The organism is Ensifer sp. CCNWLY38, from assembly GCF_037120565.1.
Lineage (GTDB): Bacteria > Pseudomonadota > Alphaproteobacteria > Rhizobiales > Rhizobiaceae > Ensifer > Ensifer adhaerens_H.
In genome coordinates, this window is record NZ_JBBBBO010000014.1 from 15,811 (window position 1) to 35,463 (window position 19,653).

At 62.3% G+C, this 19,653-nt stretch carries 17 protein-coding genes and 2 pseudogenes; 10 read left to right on the forward strand and 9 right to left on the reverse strand.

Annotation, left to right across the window (positions count from 1 at the left end; translation table 11 throughout):
- Positions 1–45: 45 nt before the first annotated feature.
- From V7S54_RS26280 to V7S54_RS26300, 5 genes are all read left to right on the forward strand, one after another.
- Positions 46–1,071 (forward strand): extracellular solute-binding protein, encoded by a 1,026-nt coding sequence (locus tag V7S54_RS26280; RefSeq protein WP_336409224.1) that lies wholly within the window; start codon positions 46–48, stop codon positions 1,069–1,071.
- Between the two features lie 47 nt (positions 1,072–1,118).
- Positions 1,119–2,534, forward strand: coding sequence for an aminotransferase (locus V7S54_RS26285; RefSeq protein ID WP_336409223.1), 1,416 nt, complete (start codon positions 1,119–1,121; stop codon positions 2,532–2,534).
- A gap of 10 nt (positions 2,535–2,544) precedes the next feature.
- On the forward strand, positions 2,545–3,420 hold the full coding sequence (aguB, locus tag V7S54_RS26290) for an N-carbamoylputrescine amidase (protein ID WP_336409222.1): 876 nt from the start codon (positions 2,545–2,547) through the stop codon (positions 3,418–3,420).
- A 94-nt stretch (positions 3,421–3,514) separates the two neighbouring features.
- On the forward strand, positions 3,515–4,540 hold the full coding sequence (locus tag V7S54_RS26295; protein ID WP_336409221.1) for an agmatine deiminase family protein: 1,026 nt from the start codon (positions 3,515–3,517) through the stop codon (positions 4,538–4,540).
- Positions 4,541–4,572: 32 nt separating this feature from the next.
- Positions 4,573–5,346 carry a helix-turn-helix transcriptional regulator gene (locus V7S54_RS26300; protein WP_336409220.1) on the forward strand — a complete coding sequence of 258 codons (774 nt, stop codon included), beginning with the start codon at positions 4,573–4,575 and terminating at the stop codon, positions 5,344–5,346.
- 1 nt (position 5,347) lies between these two features.
- On the opposite strand, the gene V7S54_RS26305 is transcribed toward V7S54_RS26300, so the two are convergent.
- Positions 5,348–7,054, reverse strand: coding sequence for an amidohydrolase (locus tag V7S54_RS26305; RefSeq protein WP_336409219.1), 1,707 nt, complete (start codon positions 7,052–7,054; stop codon positions 5,348–5,350).
- Positions 7,055–7,278: 224 nt separating this feature from the next.
- Entirely contained in the window at positions 7,279–8,781 is a 1,503-nt protein-coding gene (locus V7S54_RS26310) for an aldehyde dehydrogenase family protein (protein WP_336409218.1), read from the reverse strand.
- A 140-nt stretch (positions 8,782–8,921) separates the two neighbouring features.
- Here V7S54_RS26310 and V7S54_RS26315 point away from each other — a divergent pair, with 140 nt between their 5' ends.
- On the forward strand, positions 8,922–10,211 hold the full coding sequence (locus tag V7S54_RS26315; protein WP_065373174.1) for a Zn-dependent hydrolase: 1,290 nt from the start codon (positions 8,922–8,924) through the stop codon (positions 10,209–10,211).
- Positions 10,212–10,395: 184 nt separating this feature from the next.
- On the opposite strand, the pseudogene V7S54_RS33290 reads toward V7S54_RS26315, so the two are convergent.
- The 3 genes and pseudogenes from V7S54_RS33290 to V7S54_RS26330 form a co-directional block, all read right to left on the reverse strand.
- Positions 10,396–10,599 (reverse strand): annotated as a pseudogene (locus V7S54_RS33290) (MBL fold metallo-hydrolase); the annotation flags it as partial.
- A gap of 203 nt (positions 10,600–10,802) precedes the next feature.
- Positions 10,803–11,695: pseudogene (locus tag V7S54_RS26325) on the reverse strand (SDR family oxidoreductase).
- A gap of 50 nt (positions 11,696–11,745) precedes the next feature.
- The gene (locus V7S54_RS26330) at positions 11,746–12,402 is read right to left on the reverse strand and encodes an O-methyltransferase (protein ID WP_336409216.1); all 657 of its coding nucleotides are present in this window, start codon (positions 12,400–12,402) and stop codon (positions 11,746–11,748) included.
- Positions 12,403–12,492: 90 nt separating this feature from the next.
- Here V7S54_RS26330 and V7S54_RS26335 point away from each other — a divergent pair, with 90 nt between their 5' ends.
- On the forward strand, positions 12,493–13,134 hold the full coding sequence (locus tag V7S54_RS26335; RefSeq protein WP_336409215.1) for a TetR family transcriptional regulator: 642 nt from the start codon (positions 12,493–12,495) through the stop codon (positions 13,132–13,134).
- A gap of 112 nt (positions 13,135–13,246) precedes the next feature.
- On the opposite strand, the gene V7S54_RS26340 is transcribed toward V7S54_RS26335, so the two are convergent.
- Positions 13,247–14,416, reverse strand: a complete 1,170-nt coding sequence (locus tag V7S54_RS26340; RefSeq protein ID WP_336409244.1) for a DUF882 domain-containing protein — start codon at positions 14,414–14,416, stop codon at positions 13,247–13,249.
- Positions 14,417–14,823: 407 nt separating this feature from the next.
- Here V7S54_RS26340 and V7S54_RS26345 point away from each other — a divergent pair, with 407 nt between their 5' ends.
- Positions 14,824–15,156 (forward strand): hypothetical protein, encoded by a 333-nt coding sequence (locus V7S54_RS26345; protein WP_336409214.1) that lies wholly within the window; start codon positions 14,824–14,826, stop codon positions 15,154–15,156.
- An 87-nt stretch (positions 15,157–15,243) separates the two neighbouring features.
- Here V7S54_RS26345 and V7S54_RS26350 read toward each other — a convergent pair whose 3' ends face one another.
- Positions 15,244–15,609: a DUF982 domain-containing protein gene (locus V7S54_RS26350; protein ID WP_336409213.1), complete on the reverse strand. Its 366-nt coding sequence runs from the start codon at positions 15,607–15,609 to the stop codon at positions 15,244–15,246.
- A gap of 89 nt (positions 15,610–15,698) precedes the next feature.
- Between V7S54_RS26350 and V7S54_RS26355 the strand changes: the two genes are divergently transcribed.
- Complete coding sequence (locus tag V7S54_RS26355; protein WP_336409212.1) at positions 15,699–16,343, forward strand: glutathione S-transferase family protein; 645 nt, start codon at positions 15,699–15,701, stop codon at positions 16,341–16,343.
- 55 nt (positions 16,344–16,398) lie between these two features.
- Here V7S54_RS26355 and V7S54_RS26360 read toward each other — a convergent pair whose 3' ends face one another.
- Entirely contained in the window at positions 16,399–16,881 is a 483-nt protein-coding gene (locus tag V7S54_RS26360) for an Lrp/AsnC family transcriptional regulator (RefSeq protein ID WP_336409211.1), read from the reverse strand.
- Positions 16,882–16,916: 35 nt separating this feature from the next.
- Entirely contained in the window at positions 16,917–17,519 is a 603-nt protein-coding gene (locus V7S54_RS26365; protein ID WP_336409210.1) for an amino acid synthesis family protein, read from the reverse strand.
- Between the two features lie 170 nt (positions 17,520–17,689).
- Between V7S54_RS26365 and V7S54_RS26370 the strand changes: the two genes are divergently transcribed.
- On the forward strand, positions 17,690–19,492 hold the full coding sequence (locus V7S54_RS26370; protein WP_336409209.1) for a helix-turn-helix domain-containing protein: 1,803 nt from the start codon (positions 17,690–17,692) through the stop codon (positions 19,490–19,492).
- Positions 19,493–19,653: the final 161 nt, after the last annotated feature.

Genomic DNA, 19,653 nt, shown 5'->3' on the forward strand with positions numbered 1-19,653 from the left:
CCCGCGCCAACACTCGAAAATCAAAAAAGAGAAAGGGAACATCAGATGAAAAAGACTGCCATCTTCGCCGCCCTGCTTGCCTCGGCCATCGCCGGCCCCGCATCCGCTGCCGGCGACCTCTTCATTTACACCTGGGGCGAATACACGCCGCCTGAAATGGTGGAGAAGTTCGAGAAGACCTACGGGGTCAAAGTCCATATCGACACCTACGATTCCATGGAGACGATGCTTGCCAAGCTGAAATCGGGCGCTGGCGGCTACGACATCGTCGTGCCCGGTCACGATACGATGACGATCCTGATCGGCGAAAACCTTCTCGAGCCGATCAATGTCGCGGCGATGCCCAACTACCAGCATGTCGACGAGATGTGGCGGGACGTTTTTTGGGACAAGGGACGCCTCTATTCGGCACCCTGGGCCTGGGGCTCGACCGGTCTCGCCGTCGATCGCGATATCGTCAAGGGCGACGACACGTCGCTGAAGATCCTGTTCGAACCGGAGGACGCGGTGAAGGGCAAGATCAACATGCTGCGCGACGTTAACGACGTCATCAACATGGCGCTGCGTTACCTCGGCAAGCCGCGCTGCAACGACAACCCCGAGGATCTGAAGGCGGTTCTCGACCTGCTCTCGACGCAGAAGCAATTCGTCAAGAGCTACAACTCCGAGACCAAGGAGCTTCTCGTGTCCGGCGAGGCCGCAGTCTCGATGAGCTGGAACGGCTACGCGATGCGCGCTCGCGATGAGAGACCGTCGATCGAATACATCTACCCGAAGGAAGGCTATACCGGCTGGATGGACAATGTCGCTGTGCCGAAGGGCGCGCCCGACATCGAGAACGCCAAGCTCTGGATCAATTTCGTCATGGATCCGGAAAACGCGGCGATGATCACCAACTACGCCCGCTACGCCAACGGCATCAAGGGTTCGGAAGCCTTCGTCGACAAGGCGCTGGCCGGCGCTCCGGAGCTGAGCCCGCCCGAGAGTGCGCCTGCGCCGGAATTTCTGACCGCCTGCACGCCTGCCGTTACCAAACTTTACGACCGCGTCTGGACCAAGCTCCTGCGCTGACCGGCCGGTCTGCTGACGTTGCGCCTCATACCATTCTGGAGAAAACAATGACCATCGTTCAATCCGTGGCTGCCGCCGGATCCGACCGGCCGAACAACCGCTCGGCCTTCGAGAAAGACCGGGACCACGTCCTGCACCCCTATACCGATTTCTCGACCTTTGCTGCGACCGGCAGCCAGATCATCGAAAAGGCCGAGGGCGCCTACGTCGTCGACAATGCCGGACGGCGGCTGCTCGACGGCATCGCTGGGCTCTGGTGCGTCAACATCGGCCACGGCCGGCGCGAGATGGCCGACGCGATCGCCGCCCAGGTGCTGGACATGGACTACTACAATCCCTTCGGCGCGTCGGGGAACGTGCCTGCGGCCGAGCTCGGAGCCCGGCTCGCGGAGCTCGCGCCCGGCAGCCTCAACCATGTCTATTACACGTGCGGCGGCTCGACGGCGAATGATGCGGCCATCCGCATCGTGCACTATTACTTCGCCATGCGCGGCAAGCCGGGCAAGCGCAAGATCATCTCGCGCAACAACGGCTATCACGGCGCAACCTATGTGGCGGCGGCGCTGACCGGCATCCACGGCACGAAATACGGCTTTGCCCAGGTCGGCGAGGATTTCATCCACCACATCTCGGCTGCCGATTGTTACGCGCGCCCGGACGGCATGACGGAGGAAGCCTATTGCGACCTCTTGGTGCGCGAATTCGAGATGCGCGTCGAGCAGCTGGGCGCACAGAACGTCGCCGCCTTCATCGCCGAGCCGATCATGGGTGCAGGCGGCGTGCTGGTCGCCCCGAAAGGCTACCACAGCCGAATGCAGGCGGTCTGCCGACGCAACGATATCCTCTACATGGCCGATGAAGTTGTGACCGGTTTCGGTCGCCTCGGCGAATGGTTTGCGTCCGACGCGATCTACGACACTCAACCGGACATCCTGGTCTCGGCCAAGGGCATCACGTCGGGCTACATCCCGCTCGGCGCGACGCTGATTTCCGACGAGATCTATGACGTCATCAGCCGTCCCCAATGCGAAGGCGGCGTGTTTTCCATGGGGCTCACCTATTCCGGTCATCCGGTCGCCTGTGCCGCGGCGCTCGCCAATATCGACATCATGGAGCGGGAGAGGTTGCTGCCGCATGCGGCAAGGACCGGCGCGCACTTGCAGAAACAGGCAAGGACATTGCTTGCCCACGACATCGTCGGCGATGTCCGTGGTGCCGGTTTGATGCTCGGCATCGATCTCGTTGCCGACAAGGCGACGAAGGCGCCACTGCCGGCCCACGAAAAAGCGAGCGAAACGATCTTCCAAGGCTGCATCGCCCGCGGCGTCGTCGTGCGGCCGGTCGGCAACCGGCTCATCGTCTCGCCACCTTTGATCGTCACCGAGGCCGAATGCGACACGATCGTTTCCGCCCTGTCGGAATCGGTCGCCGCTTTCATGGCATCCCGCCGCAGCGCCGCTTGAGGAGCAAGAGATGAGCGAAGTCACCGTCGCAGCGACGCAGATGGCCTGCAGTTGGAACATCGACGAGAACATTGAAAAGGCCGAGGAACTGGTGCGGGTTGCTCACGAGGATGGCGCCCAGATCATCCTTTTGCAGGAGCTGTTCCAGACGCCCTATTTCTGCCTGGAGCAGACGATCGACCATCTCGATCTGGCGGCCAGCCTCGGCGAGGATCGCGCTGTCCGGCATTTTCGCACGATTGCGAAGGAGCTCGGCGTCGTGCTGCCGATCTCCTATTATGAGAAAGCCGGACCGGCGCAATACAACTCGCTTGCGATCATCGATGCCGACGGCGAGATCGTCTGGAACTATCGCAAGTCCCACATCCCCCAGGCGCCGGGATACGAGGAAAAGTTCTATTTCAGCCCCGGCGATACCGGTTTCTGGGCGGTCGACACGAAATATGCGCGGATCGGCTGCGGCATCTGCTGGGACCAGTGGTTTCCCGAAACCGCTCGGTCACTGGCGCTGCAGGGCGCGGAGCTTCTGTTCTTCCCGACAGCAATCGGTAGCGAGCAGAACGCCGAGATCGACAGCTCCAGCCACTGGCGCCGCACCATGCAGGGCCATGCGGCCGCCAACATGGTGCCGGTGATCGCCTCCAACCGGGTCGGCAGCGAAGTGGCAGGCGGCAACGAGGCGCTGTTCTACGGCACGTCCTTCATCGCCGACCATACCGGCGCGATCGTTGCCGAAGCCAGCCGCACGGATGAGACCTATCTGACGGCGCGCTTCGATCTCGATGCGGTGCGTGCATTCCGCCGCAGCTGGGGCATTTACCGCGATCGCAGGCCGGACCTCTACGGCGCAATCCGCACGCTCGATGGCCAGACGGCCATCGGCTGAAGGTTTTCTCGAACGAACAACAATGTGATGAGCCCAGATCCCGATGCTTCCGTGTTGTCGCGGGTGTCGAGACGGGGCAGGAAGGAAACGTACCATGAAAAACCAGACACCACGCGAATCCGGGTTTCGCATGCCGGCCGAATGGGAGCCGCATCGCCGGACCTGGATGATGTGGCCCTGCCGCCACGAGGTCTGGGACGATATCGCTGCGACCCGCCGCGACTATGCCGCCGTCGCCCACGCGATCCGCGAGTTCGAGCCGGTGACGATGGCTGCGCGTCCGGAGGATATGGCCGAAGCCCGCGCCATCCTCGACCCGTCGATTGATCTCGTCGACGCCGATATCGACGACAGCTGGGCACGCGACGCCGGCCCCTGCTTCCTGACGGCGGCTGACGGCCGTCGTGCCGGCGCGCGCTTCAAGTTCAACGCCTGGGGCGGCAAGTATCATCCGTTCAATGGCGACGCGGCCTTTTCGGGGTTGATGCTGGAGAAGACAGGCGTCGCCGGCTTCGTCTCGAACCTCATTGCCGAGGGCGGTGGCGTCAGCGTCGACGGCGAGGGCACGATCATCACCACCGAAACCTGCTTTCCGAACCGCAACCGCAATCCCGGCTGGAGCCGCGACGACATCGAGCGCGAGCTTCTCGACATGCTGGGCGGTGAAAAGGTGATCTGGCTGCCCGGCAATCCGATCGAGGACGAGACCGACGGCCATGTGGACGGCATCGCCGTCTTCGTCGCCCCCGGCGTCGTTTTGATGGAAAGCCCAAGCGAGGGGGATGACGAAGAGGATGACAAGTGGAACCACTACATCCGCCTGAACCTGGAGGCGATGCAGGGCCAGACCGATGCGAAGGGCCGGCCGATCCGGATCGTCACCGTTCCGGAAGCCGTCGACGCGCCGTCGGATCATCCGAAGTTCTGCCGCTCCTACGTCAACTCCTATCTCGTCAATGGCGGCGTGATCATGCCGTGCTACGGCATCGAGTCCGACACGGCCGTGCGGCAGATGTTCCGCTCGCTGTTTCCGGACCGTCGCGTGCGCGAAGTCCGGATCGATGCGATCGCCATTGGCGGTGGCGGCATCCATTGCATTACCCAGCAGGAACCGCTTTGATCGTCGACGGAATTCAGACGACAAGGCGGGGAATGACGGGATTTCCGTTTGAACAGATGGCATTGATCGGCAAGGCCGTGGCTGCGATTGGCAGCCCGGCCTTTCCGGACGCTCTGCGGCAGCTCTGCCTTGGTGTCTACGGCTTCGACAGCCTGTTCGTCTCGGTCTTCTCCGCCGACCAGCCGCCGCTGCAGCTCTATAGCGATCTCGATCCGGAGGCGACCAGGCGGACGATCGGGCCTTATCTGAGCTTCGCCTACCTGCTCGATCCATTCTACAGCCTTTATTTGAGTGACCCCGGCGATCGGGTGGTGAGCCTCGACGACTGCGCTCCGGACGATTTTCGCACGAGCGAATACTATCGCATGTTCTATGCCGAAACCGGGCTCTACGATGAAATCGTCATGCTGGTCGCCAGTGCCGAAGGCACCGCGATCGCGCTATCGCTTGGCCAGAGGACGGCCGAATGCCGGCCCGCACCGCAGGCCCGCGCCCATCTCGACGGCCTGTTGCCTGTGGTCTCAGAGCTTTGCCGCAAGCACTGGCCGCAGCCGATCGCCGGGCCGGCCGCGAGCGAGCCCGCGGCCGACATGGTGTTCGCCACCCTGTCACAGTTGAAGGTGAGCACGCGCGAAGGGGAAATCATCCGGCTGATGCTGAAGGGGCATTCGACCAAGAGCATCGCGCGCATTCTCGGCAACAGCCCGGAAACGGTGAAAGTTCACCGCAAGCGCATTTACTCCAAGCTCAAGATCTCCTCGCAGGGCGAGCTGTTCTCGCTCCTGCTCGGAGGTACTGGCGGATAGCTCAGTTCTCGGAGAAAAGGCCTTCCGCATCATAGACGGCATCGCCCTGTAGCAACGTCGCCGCGACGGCGGCCCTGCCGATGTCTTTGACCGGAATGTCGAAGATATCCTTGTCGATGACGACGAGGTCGGCGAACTTGCCGGGTTCGATCGTGCCGGTTTTGTCGTCCTGGTTCAGAAGCTTCGCTGGATTGATCGTCATCCATTTGACGGCCGTTTCCACATCCGGGGCGCCATCCCGCTTACGCTGAAGGGCGGTCTGGATCTTGATGAGCGGCGAAAGTTCGTCGGCATCGAAATCGCTGCTCATGACCACCGTCGCGCCTGACTTCTCGATGCTTCCGGCCGGCATCATGTGATCGGCGCGCTCGCCGATGAACTTGCGGATGAAGGCGTCGTATTCGCGGCTGAGCGAACTCGGCGCCAGCTGGAAATCGGCGACGACGCCTTCGTCTTTGAACCTGCCGTAGTCGGCCTCGTCGAGCAGGTAGATATGCGTCAACCGGTGCGGGCCGGGCTTCGGGTCCGATTGCGCGATGGCGTCGAGCGCCAGGCGCGCGCCGCGATCGCCGGTCACGTGATAATGCAGCTTGAAGCCTTCTTCCGAAAGCGCCTTGGAATAGCGGTCGAGCGTCGCCTCGTCGAAATAGAGGAAGCCACTGTCGAAGCCGTGATCGATACCCGGCCCCTTCTTGTAGGGCGCGAGCAAGGCGCCGGTGCGCTGCTCGAGGATGCCGTCCACATAGATCTTCACCTGATCGAATTTCAAAAGCCGGTTCGGATCGTTGCTGTAGAAGCTTGCGAGTTTTTCCACCTGCTCGTCGAACGGCAGATCGGGATAGACGTAGAGTGCGTTCGCGGCCCTCAGTGTCAGCGTGTCGTTCTTTTCGGCCATCTCCCAGGCCTTCAGGTGTCCCTGCGGCCAGAACCCACCGGCGTCGCTGACGGTGGTGATGCCGTTCTCGGTCATCGTCTTCAGCGTCGGCAGCATGCTCTCATAGGCAAACTTGACGTTTTCGGGCGTATCCGGGAAGGCGAGGTTGCGCAGTTTCTGCTGGGCATTCTCCAGCACGATGCCGTTCGGCGCGCCCGTCTTCTCATTGCGCAGGATGATGCCGCCGGGCGGGTTGCCTTCGATCTTGTCGTAGCCGGCGGCCGCGAGCGCGGCACTGTTTGCCCAGGCGCCATGGCCGATGTCGTCGAGGATCAGGATTGGCCGATCGCGGGAAATCTTGTCCAGTACACCGACGGGATCGTCGGTTTCGTCGAGCAGGTTGGTCATGCTGACGCCCGAGCCGACCACCCATTCCTGTTGGCTCTGCTTTACGCAATCGCGAACCGTGTCTTGCGTCTCTTCGAGGGAGGCGAAGGGCTCGAACTCGCAGAGGCTGGCATTGATGCCGGCCTCGACCAGATGTACATGGGCATCCTGGAAACCCGGCAGGACCATGCGACCGCCGAGTTTGACGACATGGGCGTCCTTTCCAGCTTTCTCAAGAACACTCGCTTCGTCGCCGACAGCGACGATCACGCCGTCCTCATTGATCGCCACAGCCTCCTCCAACGGAGCGGCTGGGTTCATGGTGCGGACCTTGGCATCGGTGATAACAAGCGTTTCCGCAATCGCGGTCGTGGCGCTGCAAAGTGCTGAGGCGGCCAGCAGCAGGCCGGTCAGCGACCGCAGCGTTCCCTTGGTGTTTCGGGCCATGGGGTCCTACCTTTCCTATCGGGGTCACTCACTACCACGCCCGCGACATCCATGCAGGTGAGCTCTCCAAATGCATGTTTCCTTTAATCGTCCGATTAAAGGGCAAAAACATGCAGCAATTCAACGTGCTACAGCGACCTTTGCGCGTCTGATAAGACGCGCGGCGCTGTAGGATGCATGGCGGGCGCTTGTTGCCGACAGCGACTGTCAGCCATCGCCGGCGGTCATTCGAGCGTGACCCAGACCGACTTGGACTGGGTGTTGTCGAGAAGCGCCTGCAGACATTTGTCGCGGCCGTGGCCGGAAAGTTTCCAGCCGCCCCAGGGCTGGCTCATGTCGCCGTTCATGTAGCCGTTGATCCAGACCATGCCGCATTCAAGATCCCGGGCGATGCGGTGGGCGCTGCCGAGACTGGAGGTCCAGATGCCGGCGGCGAGACCGTACGGGCTGTCGTTGGCGATCCTGACCGCATCCTCGACGCTATCGTGCGGTATGATCGCGCCGACCGGCCCGAAGATTTCTTCCTGGGCGATCCTCATGCGGTTGTTGACGCCGGCAAAGAGGGTGGGCTCCACGAAGCATGCTGCGTCCGCGGTCCGATCGGCTGATCGACCGCCGATGACCGGCGCTGCACCGTCCTGCCGCGCGCCGTCGATATAGTCGAGCACACGGCCCTGGTGCACCTTGTTGACGAGCGGACCCATCGTGGTCGTCAGATCGAGCGGATCGCCCGGCCGGTATTTCCGCGCGGCATGGCCGGCAATGAGCTCGCAGAATTCGTCGTGAACGCTCCGGTCGACCAGAATACGCGAGCCTGCCGAACAGACCTCGCCCTGATTGCCGAACAGCCCGTCGGCGATTTTTTCCGCGACGCTTGAGAGGTCCTCGACATCGGCAAGCACGATCTGCGGCGACTTGCCGCCAAGTTCGGCCGAAACCGCCTTGAGGTTCGTATCCGCGGCATAGCGATACATCTGCCGACCGATAGCCGTCGAACCGGTGAAGGCGATCTTGTCGACCTGCATCGAGCGCGCCAGTGCCTGGCCGGCGATGGCGCCGCGTCCCGGCACGACGTTGAACACACCATCCGGTCCGCCCGCTTCCAGAAACAGGCGGCCGAGCAGTAGCGCACTGAGGGACGTATCCTCCGCCGGCTTCAGGACGACGCTGTTGCCGGCGGCAAGCGCGGGCGCAATCTTCCAGACGGCCATCATCAGCGGATAGTTCCACGGCGTGATGCAGCCGACGACGCCGAGCGGCTGGCGCAGGATGTAGTGCAGCGCGTCCGTGTTGGTGACCGGCGCGCTGCCTGCGATCTTGTCGATGCTTTCCGCCATGAAACGCATGGTCAGCACGGCGCCGGGCACATCGATGGCGCACATTTCAGCGATCGGCTTGCCCATTTCCATCGTATCGAGCACCGCCAGGATATCGCGGTTTTCGGCAATCAGCTCGGAAAAGCGGGTCATAACATCGATGCGCTGCCGAAGCGCCAAACGCGACCAGACGCCCTGTCGGAAACGCTTCGCGGCGACGTCGCAGGCGGTCTCGACGTCGGCTGCATTTCCGCAGGCGACATTGGCGATGAGAGCGCCGGTTGCCGGATTGATCGAGGCCAGGGTCTCACCATCCGCCGCCGCCCGAAACTGCCCGTCGATCAACAAACGGGTCTCGGGGCGGAGCGCTTCCGCGATGCGGTGCCATCGTCTGTCCGGTGTCGTATCCATGACCTGCCTCCTCGGTTGACCGTTCACTCCTTTGTAGCGAGCGGCCGAGAGACCATCACAGTCCCCCACATGGGTGACTGGTGCGCACACGGGTGGCCGGGGAAGTTGGCGCAGACAAAGACATGCGCGAGGAGGGCGAGATGCGGCAGGCGGTCAACGGAGAACGGTTGTGGAAGCGCCTGATGGCCATGGCCGAAATCGGCGCCACGGCCGAGGGCGGTTCGTGCCGGCAGTCGCTTTCGGATGCGGACGAAGCCGGCCGCGCGTTGTTTCTTGCGTGGTGCGAAGCGCGCGGATACGGGATCCGCAAAGACCGGATCGGCAATCTTTTCATTCGCCGCGCCGGCCGAAATCGCGATGCATCACCGGTCATGATCGGCAGTCATCTCGATACCCAGCCGACCGGCGGTCGCTTCGACGGCGTGCTCGGCGTGCTGGCCGGGCTCGAGGTTCTGGAGACGCTGGACGATGCGGCGGTGGAAACCGAACGGCCGATTGATCTCTGCGTCTGGACCAATGAAGAGGGCTGCCGCTTCCAGCCCGCGATGATGGGTTCGGGTGTCGCCTGCGGCATGCTGGATCTGGAAAAGGCTTTGTCCGCCCGCGACGGTGCCGGGATTGTGCTGGCCGACGAACTCGTACGGCACGAATACGATCGCGAGGCGCAGCCCAATCTCCCTGACGCCGATTGTTACATCGAACTTCACATCGAGCAGGGGCCGATCCTCGAGGCGGAGGCAAAGACCATCGGCGCCGTCACTGGAGGCCAGGGAATCCGCTGGTATGAGATCTCGGTTCGCGGCGAGGAAACCCATGCCGGTCCGGTGCCGATGGCGCTGCGCAAGGATCCCGTGCCCGTGCTCATGCATGTGATCGGACTGGTGCAGGCGATCGGCCGGATCGACGAAGATGCGCGCTGCACGATCGGCCGGATCGAGCTTTCGCCGGGTGCGATCAATGTGGTCCCTGGACGAGTAGATATGACGGTCGATCTCCGGCACCCCAACGAAGCGGTGCTCGAACGGATGCATCGGCAGCTGCTGGACGGGTTGGAGGCGCTCCGCCAGAACCACAATGAAACCGACATCGACGGGCGTCTGGCCTGGCATTCACCGGTGGTCACCTTTGATGGCGTTTTGACCGAGGCGGTAAGAGCAAGCGCCAGGGATCGCCAGCTGATGCATCGCGACATCGTCTCCGGCGCCGGGCACGACGCGTTCAATCTGGCGCGGCGGGTGCCGACCACGATGATCTTCGTACCGTGCCGCGATGGGGTCAGCCACAATCCGCGCGAGTACGCGTCACCTTTCGATGTCACCGCCGGCGCGAACGTGCTCTTGGATGTGGCACTGGCGCGTTCGTCCGCATCAAAATCGTTACCATTCCCGGACTTCGCTTCGTCCGGCCAGCGGTTGATTGCCGATAGATAGTGGTCCCGGCAGCCTTCGTGTTCGCCAGAGAATGTCCGCATCTCTCCGAAGGCGACCCGGATGTTGGGTCGCGGCAAGATGACGGGACGTTTGCTGCGTTGCAAAAGCAGCAAACTGTCCCACCTACGAGGCGGCGATCGGCCAATTGTTCAATCGCATGCGGGCGTAGTTCGTCCGACCAAGGTCAGTAGTCCCAGAAAACCGGTACCCAACGGAAGTTATCGCCGTCGACCGCCACCCGGCCAACGGACGGGAATGGCAGGTGAGTGGCAACCAGCTGTCCGCCCGTCTCCACCAACTCGCGCAAAAGACGAACCCGAACACGGGCCGCTTCCTCCGGATCGTGTTCGAAGCCGTTGTGCCAGTCGGGGTGTTCGAAGCCGACCGCAAGTTCAGGTCAGGGTCCAACCCCAGACCGGCGTCGACGAGTATCGTCTGGTCGCCGCTGCGAACGAGGACCACGTTGCGCGTCCAATCGAAAGCGTCTGACGGCAGGAACATGTCGTTTAGCCACTACGCCCGGACGGGGTCGACGTTGTGGGCCAACATCGCGGTTGACAGCGACAGCACCCCAACGCTGACCACCAGCGATTATCGAGTGTAATAACCGGGCTGATCGAGGTCTGCGAGAAGGCCGGGGCCGGAAGGCTGCCAGCCAAGCAGTGTCCGGGTATGCGCGCTGGAGGCGGCCATGTCGGCGCCTGCCATTGTGGCAAACCAGCCGAAGTGTTCACGCGGTCGCGCCTCGACAGGAAGGTTGAGCTGGCGGCCGATTACGGCGGCGATTTCCTTGAACGGGACCGCCTCGTCGGCGACGGCGTGGTACACCGGTTCGGTCACGCCCTGCTCCAGGGCGAGCCGGTAGACGCGGGCGGCATCCAGCCTATGAACACCCGACCAGCAGTTCTGTCCCTCGTCGACATAGGCCGAAACGCCCGTCGCGCGCGCCAGCTTCACCAGGACCGGAACAAAGCCGTAATCGCCGATCCGTGAACCGACGGGGCGAGGCGTACGGTTGCTGCGCGCACGCCTCGGGCGGCAAGCGCTCTTGCTGCCACCTCCGACTTGCGCGGGCTGGCCGGGTTCGGAAGGTCCATTTCGGTGACGCCGCGCGGCAGGCCGGACAGACCGGAGGTGACCAGCAGCGGCCGGCTCGATCCTTCGAATGCACCGCCGAGAATCTCGATCACGTGTTGGTCCTGTGCGGCACTTTCAAGGAATGTCGTGAAGCCATGGTCCCCGGCGGAATGGATGAAATCATGGTTGAAAGCGGTATGGACGACGGCGTCTGCCGCCGATGCCGCTTCGCGCAGGACATCAAGGTCGTCGAGCGAGCCTTGGATTACCTTGGCGCCGGCGGCGACAAGATGTTCTGCTTTCTCCATGGAGCGGGCGAGGCCGGTGACACGATGGCCGGCGCGTAAAAGGTCGTCCACGATGGCCGCGGCGACCCAGCCGGTCGCGCCCGTTACGAATACGTGCATGATGTTTCTCCAGTCTTTGGACGAGGCTTGAAGGTTGGGTAGCCGCAGATTTATCCGGCCCGCATGGACAGTTCGACATCCTCTGAGAAGGGCACGGAGATATAGCCCGAGGCGGCTGAGCGAACATGGGCAAGGTAATCGGGGCAATCGTCGGCGTTGTCAGCGACAATCAATGCGCCGGGTTTCAGACCGTCTTCCACCAGATCCAGCACCTCGCGGTAGAGGGCTTTGGCGCCGTCGAGCAGCAGCAGATCGATTGTCTCGGGAAGATCGGTGCTCAAGGTCTTGAGCGCATCGCCTTCCCGGATTTCGACAAGGTCGATAAGGCCGCCGTCAGCCAGGTTTTGGCGTGCCCGTAGGATCTTGGAAGGCTCGAACTCGCTGGTGATCAATCGCCCGCCGCCATTGTCCCGCAGCGCGGCGGCAAGATGGAGCGTGGAGATGCCGAAGGATGTGCCGAATTCCACGATCGATTTCGCGCCGCAGCTGCGAGCCAGCATGTAAAGCAGCGTGCCCGTTTCGCGCGATACCGGAAGCCAGAGATCCTTCAGTCGCCCATACAAATCGAGATATTCCGTCTTGCTGCGCACGAGGCGTTCGCGCTCCTCGCGCGAAAGCGCGGCCATCGCCGGACTTGATGCCGCATCGGCTTCTTTGAACAGGCGATCGAGAAGCGGTGCGAGAGGTTCAGTGGTCAAGGTCGTCATGAAAGGCTCCGTTGCAGGAATGCGGCTTGTGTTGAAATCGAAAATACGAATAATTCGTCGCATTCGCTAATCGCATTGCCGAGCGCCCCAATGACGGATCGTCCAAGTGCCCGTATATCCTCAAGAAAACAGCCGAGGCAGGCGCGCTCGAACGAGCTTGTCCGAGCCATTTTGCAGGCTGCTGTTCAGGTTTTGGCAGAGGAGGGTGCGCAGAGATTCACCACCGCCCGGGTGGCGGAAAAAGCCGGCGTGAGCATCGGATCGCTCTACCAGTATTTTCCCAACAAGGCCGCGATCCTCTTTCGATTGCAAAGCGATGAGTGGCAGCAGACGACGGATCTTGTGCGGGGCCTCCTCGAGGATCGCTCGCAATCGCCGTTTGAGCGGCTACGGACCCTCGTCCACGCCTTTGTCCGGTCCGAATGCGAGGAGGCGACCGTCCGCGTCGCGCTCGATGACGCCGCCCCGCTCTATCGTGATGCGCCCGAAGCCCGGGAGGCAAAGGAAGCGGGGGATCCGATCTTCGAAAATTTCATGATGGAGGTGCTTCCGCACTGCACCGGAGCTGCCCGGCAACTGGCCGCGGATCTGATCATCACGACGATGACCACTGTCGGTAAGGAGTTTTCAGAAACGCCACGGAGTGAGGCCGAGATAGAGGTCTACGCCGACGCCATGGCCGACATGTTCTGCGCCTACATCAGCAGCATGGCTGATGGAGCTCGATCGTAGCGCCGGAAACGTCTCTGTGAAGCGGGCGGTGCCGGCAGGTTGAGCCGACTGATTGATTGACTGACGGCCGGTTCGACTGCATGTCGCCAAGATATCCGTCCGCGCGCCGCAATCAGCCGTCCGACCAGAAGCGTTCCTTGTCAAAGGCCTTTTTCTGTTCGCCGAGTTGGGAAGTCCCCTTCGGTATGCGGTTTGCATCCTCAGCGCTTGCCACCGAGAACCCGAGGCCTGCCGGAAGGATCAGCTGCTCAAGATCTTTGGCCGGCGCCAGCGCCCACTTAAGGAGCGCAGCGTCGCGAATTGACCACTCCGTCTTCGCGGACGGCGAGCCGGTGAGGCCGGATTCGCTTGCGCCCGGCGCCCGCATCATGCCCGTGCCAAGTGCGATCCTGAACGACGAGGACGGAACGAATGCAGAGACGTTCACGGGGAGCGCGCGCTCGGTGGCCGCGGCGGTGGCGACCGTGCGGAGCGTCGGGAGCGGGACGCTGATTGACGCAAGGTCGAAGAACGGCGGTTCTTCGACAGACTGCTTGAGGGTCTGGCGTTCGAGGGCTTCTTCCCCACGGCTCTTGCGCGTTGGAAGCATTGCGGTGAGCAGGGTGTTGTCGGCGGGTGCCGCAGTCTTGAATTTTGCTGGACCGGCACTGTTCGCAGCCACGATCGAGGTGGCCTTGACCCGTTTTTTGTAGTCGGCCATCGCCTGGTCATAACCCGGCAAGGTCCCGCCATTGGCGGGAACGTGAAGCGTCTGCCCCTTCGGGAAAATGCGGGCCAGTTCCTGGCGCGACATCCGCGGCCACGCCCGCACGTTTCCGACATCGAGATGCACGAAAGGCGATCCGGAGGTGGGATAGTAGCCGACCCCACCGACTTGCATCTGCATGGCGATCTCCCGCAACCGAGCGAGTTTCACGCCTGGAATGTAGAAGTCCATCGCCTTTCCGAGCATGTGCTGGCTGTTCTTGGCGACCCCGGTGCTGCGCGAACGCCCGCGCAGCATGTTGTTGGTCGCGGGCGAGCGGTAAGCGGAGACGATGTTGATGTAGTCCTTCGCCCCGGCGCGCTGGTAGACTTCCCAGACGAGGTCGAGAAGACGCGGGTCCATGCGGGCAGGCTCGTTCCTTCGCCAGTCGCGCAGAAAGCGATTGATTTGTGAAAGACCTTTCGGGTCGAATTTACCGTCCCGCTTGAAGGTGATCGTCGCGCGCTCGCCGGTATGGGTGAAGAACAGTTTTAATGATCGAACTTCCGCCGAAGACGCGGTAGTGGTGACGGCCATGGTGGACGCTGCGATGGCGGCGATCGCGCTCACACGCCCAAACCATCGTGCAATGCGCTGAACGCTTCTTCTTGCGACGCCACACGACACAGGCGCCGGATACGCGGTTACTGGATACTCAGACACGGCGGGTTCCGTTTCATTCGAGGTGCAATCCACCGGCGGCAACGACCGGCGGTTCGGCTCTTCGACGGAAATTATGGTCAACGAAGGATTAAGAACCCGTTGATGCTGCCCCCTGAGGCTTCATGATGAAGAATTCCTGCGACGAGCAGGTCCCCACGACCTCGGTTTTCGTTGGCCAAATCGGGTGGCCAAGGCGAGGCCACTTGCTTTCTCCGGTCCACACGTTAGCTCATACTGAATGAACCGGTTGCACCGCGGTACCTGCGTAGCCTGGGTGTCCTATGAGAAGTACTTCAGACGTCATTGCCGAATTGACCCAGGCCGCCCGTGACGTTCACATGCTGACGGAGGGCGAAAAGCTTCGCCTCCTCGTCCGGGCCTATGTCGCGGTCCAGGAAGGCTGGAAGATGCTCGGGCAGCCCGATCGACTGAAAGAGTCAGCCGAAACCATGGATATCATTCGGGCCGGCGGGATGCCGGTGCATCTCTACGATGACGAGATGCGGGCAATCCTCCAGGAGGCCGTCAAGGTCATCAGGCAGATCGAGGCCGCCATGGAAGCGAAAAACAATCCAATGCCCGCACCCGACAAGCCTGAGGAGCAAGGGTCGTAACGCGCAACGGTACGGCCGAACGCCATCGGTCGCGCTGTTCGTCACCGTCCTTCGTGGGACGTTCGCGCGACCACGTTGCCATCGACTTCAGGAAAGAACGTCGTCGTCCGAGATTGGGAACGAAGATTCGATGGTCGCGCCAATGAAAGCTTTCCGCGAAAGCCCAAGCTCGTCGCCGCGCTCCAGAGCAGCGCGGCAGCGGTTTCTTGCCCGTTCGTAGAACCATCCGCCCTGCGGCATTTCGCTGAGATATTGCAGGGCATCCTGTGGTCCGTTGATGGTGCGCTCGCCTTTCACACCAACCCTGACGGGGTGATCCCAAATGATAGCTTGCATCGCCGTTGTCTCCGGTTCGGCGCAGAACGCCTGGCCCGGAAATTTGTTCCTGGGTCGGGCAGAGAGTGGCACACGCCAATTTTGATTGCTTGCGACCTCAACCCAGTCATGGTCCATGTTTGAGCTGTTCCGGAGGCTGCCGCTTGCCGGCACAGCTTGCGGGGTGGCGACCAAGATGGCACCGTGCACTGCGAGGAAAAATGACGATGGCCGATACACAAGCACTTTACCGCCTCTACGGCGTTCCAAGTTGGGGCTCCGTTCTCGTCGAAGCGGCGCTGGTGCAAGCGCGGCTACCCTACACGTTCGAGAATGTCGCCGGGTTCGATGAGCCCGGCCCGGCCCGGGACCGTCTTGTCGCCGTCAACCCGCTCGCACAGGTGCCCGTGCTCATACTTCCCGATGGCACGGTTATGACGGAGAGCGCGGCCATTCTGCTTCATCTTGCGGAGACATACCCAGAAGCCGGACTTGCGCCACCGGTCGGGGACCCGCTTCGTCCTGTCTTTCTTCGTCGTCTGATCTGGCTCGTGACTGCCGTTTATGGGACCTTCACCTACGCTGACTACCCGGAACGTTGGGCGCCGAGCGTGCCGGACGAGTTGCGCAGCCGGGTGCTCGGACGTCGCATGGACCTGTGGCGGCAGTGGGAGGACGAGATTGCACCCGCGCCGTGGGCGCTCGGAGAGCGGTTCTCTGCGCTTGATATCTGGATCGCGGCGATGACGCGCTGGCGACCGGGGCGCGATTGGCTGGCGGCAAACTGCCCAAAGCTGCTCAGCATTGCCCGGCGTGTCGACGCGGATCCCGATCTTCGCGAACTATGGGCGCGCAACTTCGGCGCGATCTGATTCGCAGACATGTACCGGCGGATGCGTATGTCTTGCCGCTCGTGCGCCGCCTTTGCTAGGCCTCTTCCGCCATTAGCAAAGACACGGGAAGCACCGGCTCTTCCTTGACGGTCTTGGTGACGATGTAGGTGAAGTAGCGCGCGATGCCGAGCTCCCTGTCGAGAAGCGTGTCGATCAGGCGCTGATAGGCGTCGATATCGGCGGCGACAATTTTCAGGATGTAGTCGACGCCGCCGCCGACCGACCAGCAGCAGACGATTTCCGGAATATCGCGGACGGCTCGTTCGAACCGGTCGAAGTCCGCCTGACGGTGGTTGGCGAGCGTCAGCTCGACCATCACGCTTGCAACCGGCGCGACACGCCGCAATGCCACGTGCGCATGGTAGCCGCTGATGATGCCGGCCTTTTCCAGCTTGCGCAGCCGCATCCAGCAGGGCGTGGGCGAAAGGCCCGCCTTTTCGGCGAGCGCAAGTTTGGTGATGCGTCCATCCCGCTGGATTGCATCGAGAATGCGCAGGTCGATTGCATCAAGCTTCATGGCAAACTCCCGCGCAACTCGTTTGTCTGCTCTTATCAAGCCTTGCTGAGCAATGCAGCCTTTTCCGCATCCATTTCGGCGATGTCCTGGAACCGGTCGGCAATGCGGGCATGGGCGCGGCCACTGTCGGAGGCGCCGATCGCGACGATGATCTCGTCTGGGCCGGGGGCGTCAGCGATCTGGAAGTTGGCGGTGAGGAAATGCGATCGCTTGCCGCTCTCGCTCTTGTGCATCATCGGCAGCGACAGCAGCGCGCCCGGCGCATTGCGGGTGTTGGCGAATTCGAGGTAGTTGGTGCCGCCGATCGCCTCCCGAAAGGGATTGCCGAAACGCAGCGTGTGGATCATTGCCGAAGCATGTTCAATTTCACCGGCAATGCCGACGGCCGCCGCCTTGCCGCAAGCCTCGATCCGGTCCGCCGCCATCTGACGAAGCAGCCGGTCCGTCATCTCGTGGCTGAGTTCGCCGGCGATACGGATGATTTCCGGCCGCAGATCTTCGACAAAGCCTCGCCCCGCCCAGGGGTTCTGGATCACCGCCGCCACCATGACGACGTTTACCGGGCGCGGCGCCACCTTGCCGCCCTCCACCAGCGTTTCTTCGAGGAAAGTGCAGATTTTTCGAATGCCGATCGTCATGGGATGCGCCGTTGCTGTTTGTTGGGATTGCTTCGCACCCTAGCGGGATCGTCGGGCGGCGCTTCCTACATTTCGTCGGAAGATGTTCGCTGCGGCTTCGCGGAAGCGCAGTAGACTTTGGCCTTCGCCGCGCGCATGGTTGGTTGATAGATGTCAAGAGGCGAGACGATTTGGATCAGAAGTCCCAGATACTGGCGCTCCGCGATGTCGCCAGTCAGATCAACAGCGGCGGCGATCTTCAGACGGCGCTGCAGCATCTCATTGCGGCCGCCTGTCGCCATGCGAACTGGTCTCTGGGGTCGATCATGGGCATCGACGCGGCGCATGGTTACGCCCATGTCATCGTGCGCCACGATCCGACACTGATCGAACGGCGACTGCCCGACAAATGGGAGCTGGCGACAAGCCCTTCCCTGATCGCGCTGCAGCGAAACGAGCCCGTCTACATCCGTGACGCACGCGAATCCGCCGAGTTTCCAGGCTATCGGAAGGAGGCTTTCGAGCGTGACTATCGCACGGTGCTCGTGATGCCGATGAACTGCAGGGATGCCGAAGGTCGACCGATGGTGCTGAGCGTCATTGCTCGCGAGGTCGCCGAGGTGTCGGAAGATGATCTCGCCTTTCTCGGCACGATCATCCACCTCGGTGCCATCGCGGTCGAGCGGGAACATCGTCTCGAGGCGGAGAAGCAGTCGGCGCAGCGGCTGGAGCGCGCCTTGGAGGCACATACGTCACTTCTGGAACATGTGTTGAGCGATGGGTCGGTCGCACCACTTTCGGCCATGGTCGGGACGATGCTGCCGAATCCGACGGTGGTCGTTGATTTCACCGCCAATCAGGTTGTTGCCGGCCGGCCGCCGAACGCCCTCTACGACGAGGCCAGTTGGCACGAGGCGGCTTCCACTGTTCTTAGCCGGCCGCTGATGAGGGCCGCCCGAGACGCTGTCGAGCGCGGGACGACCGATGCCGTGAACCTCTACCTCGATGATGGCACGCAACGGTTCAAGATAACGGCCCGTGTCGAAGCGCTGATGGTCGACAATCAACTGGTCGGGGCGCTCATCATCTTCCCGACGAACCGCGAATTCAGCGATCTCGATCTCCTGATGCTCGACAGCGCCAAGTTTGCGCTGAGCGTGCAGATGATGCGAAGCTTCATCCGGTTTCGCTTCGAGACGAGGACGCAGACCGAACTCTTCTTCGAGATCGTGGAGGCGCGGTGGCGCAATGCCGGCGATGTTGCCCAGCGCGCCCAGCGCCTCGGCCTGAGTTTTTCCGTGCCTCAGCAGATGATCGTCGTCGATTTTCCGGACAAGACGAAGGCATTTGGCGGCGCTTCCGTCGATGTGGAGCACACACTGTCACGTGTCATGCAGCAGGCATCCATCCAGGCGAACCTGATTGCGGTCGAGGGCGGCGTCGTCTGCCTGGTTCCCCACGATACGGGTAAGCGGCAGGAGCGCACGACAAAGCTCGCCCGCCGTATCGCCGAGGAACTCGGTCGTTACTTCGACGAGGCACCGATCGTCGTCGCCAGCAACCGGTGTGCGGCCCTGTCGGATTATCCGCAGGCCTGGGAACGCTGCGCCCGAATGATCCGCATCGGACGCTCCTTTAGTCTGACTGGCGCGGTCTCTGCGCAGGATTTCGGCCCGCTGCCGATGCTGGTCGCCGCCTGCGAGGCCGGCGACGTGCGCGGTTTCGTGCACGAGAGTGTTGGGGCGATCGCCGATCACGATCGGGACAACGGAACCCCCTATCTCGAAACCCTGTCGATCTATCTGCAGGAGGGGTGTCGCAGCCAGGCTTGTGCCGATGCGATGGGCCTGCATGTGACGACGCTGCGCTATCGGCTGGCGCGTATCCAGGAACTGTTCGGCGTGGATGTCGAAACGCCGGAAAAGCGCTTTGCCGTCGAGCTCGCGATCCGCCTGCACGGCGTCATCGACAATCGCTCCACACTCCGCAGCTAGGCTTTCCCCGTCCGTCGGGAGCCGTCTTGCGACCGTGTCGCCACCCGATTTCGCGGCCTCCGATCGCCTCCTCGGGATCGATGCAGAAGTTCTTCTCCCCCTCCTGTGAAGCGACGGAAGAACGACCGCGGTGACGGCATTAACCTCCAATCAACCTGATG

Excerpts from the sequence above, each read along its gene's own strand:
- V7S54_RS26280 (WP_336409224.1), top strand. The coding sequence starts at position 46 with ATGAAAAAGACTGCCATCTTCGCCGCCCTGCTTGCCTCGGCCATCGCC.
- V7S54_RS26285 (WP_336409223.1), top strand. The coding sequence starts at position 1,119 with ATGACCATCGTTCAATCCGTGGCTGCCGCCGGATCCGACCGGCCGAAC.
- aguB (WP_336409222.1), top strand. The coding sequence starts at position 2,545 with ATGAGCGAAGTCACCGTCGCAGCGACGCAGATGGCCTGCAGTTGGAAC.
- V7S54_RS26295 (WP_336409221.1), top strand. The coding sequence starts at position 3,515 with ATGAAAAACCAGACACCACGCGAATCCGGGTTTCGCATGCCGGCCGAA.
- V7S54_RS26300 (WP_336409220.1), top strand. The coding sequence starts at position 4,573 with ATGACGGGATTTCCGTTTGAACAGATGGCATTGATCGGCAAGGCCGTG.
- V7S54_RS26305 (WP_336409219.1), bottom strand. The coding sequence starts at position 7,054 with ATGGCCCGAAACACCAAGGGAACGCTGCGGTCGCTGACCGGCCTGCTG.
- V7S54_RS26310 (WP_336409218.1), bottom strand. The coding sequence starts at position 8,781 with ATGGATACGACACCGGACAGACGATGGCACCGCATCGCGGAAGCGCTC.
- V7S54_RS26315 (WP_065373174.1), top strand. The coding sequence starts at position 8,922 with ATGCGGCAGGCGGTCAACGGAGAACGGTTGTGGAAGCGCCTGATGGCC.
- V7S54_RS26330 (WP_336409216.1), bottom strand. The coding sequence starts at position 12,402 with ATGACGACCTTGACCACTGAACCTCTCGCACCGCTTCTCGATCGCCTG.
- V7S54_RS26335 (WP_336409215.1), top strand. The coding sequence starts at position 12,493 with ATGACGGATCGTCCAAGTGCCCGTATATCCTCAAGAAAACAGCCGAGG.
- V7S54_RS26340 (WP_336409244.1), bottom strand. The coding sequence starts at position 14,416 with ATGGCCGTCACCACTACCGCGTCTTCGGCGGAAGTTCGATCATTAAAA.
- V7S54_RS26345 (WP_336409214.1), top strand. The coding sequence starts at position 14,824 with ATGAGAAGTACTTCAGACGTCATTGCCGAATTGACCCAGGCCGCCCGT.
- V7S54_RS26350 (WP_336409213.1), bottom strand. The coding sequence starts at position 15,609 with ATGGACCATGACTGGGTTGAGGTCGCAAGCAATCAAAATTGGCGTGTG.
- V7S54_RS26355 (WP_336409212.1), top strand. The coding sequence starts at position 15,699 with ATGGCCGATACACAAGCACTTTACCGCCTCTACGGCGTTCCAAGTTGG.
- V7S54_RS26360 (WP_336409211.1), bottom strand. The coding sequence starts at position 16,881 with ATGAAGCTTGATGCAATCGACCTGCGCATTCTCGATGCAATCCAGCGG.
- V7S54_RS26365 (WP_336409210.1), bottom strand. The coding sequence starts at position 17,519 with ATGACGATCGGCATTCGAAAAATCTGCACTTTCCTCGAAGAAACGCTG.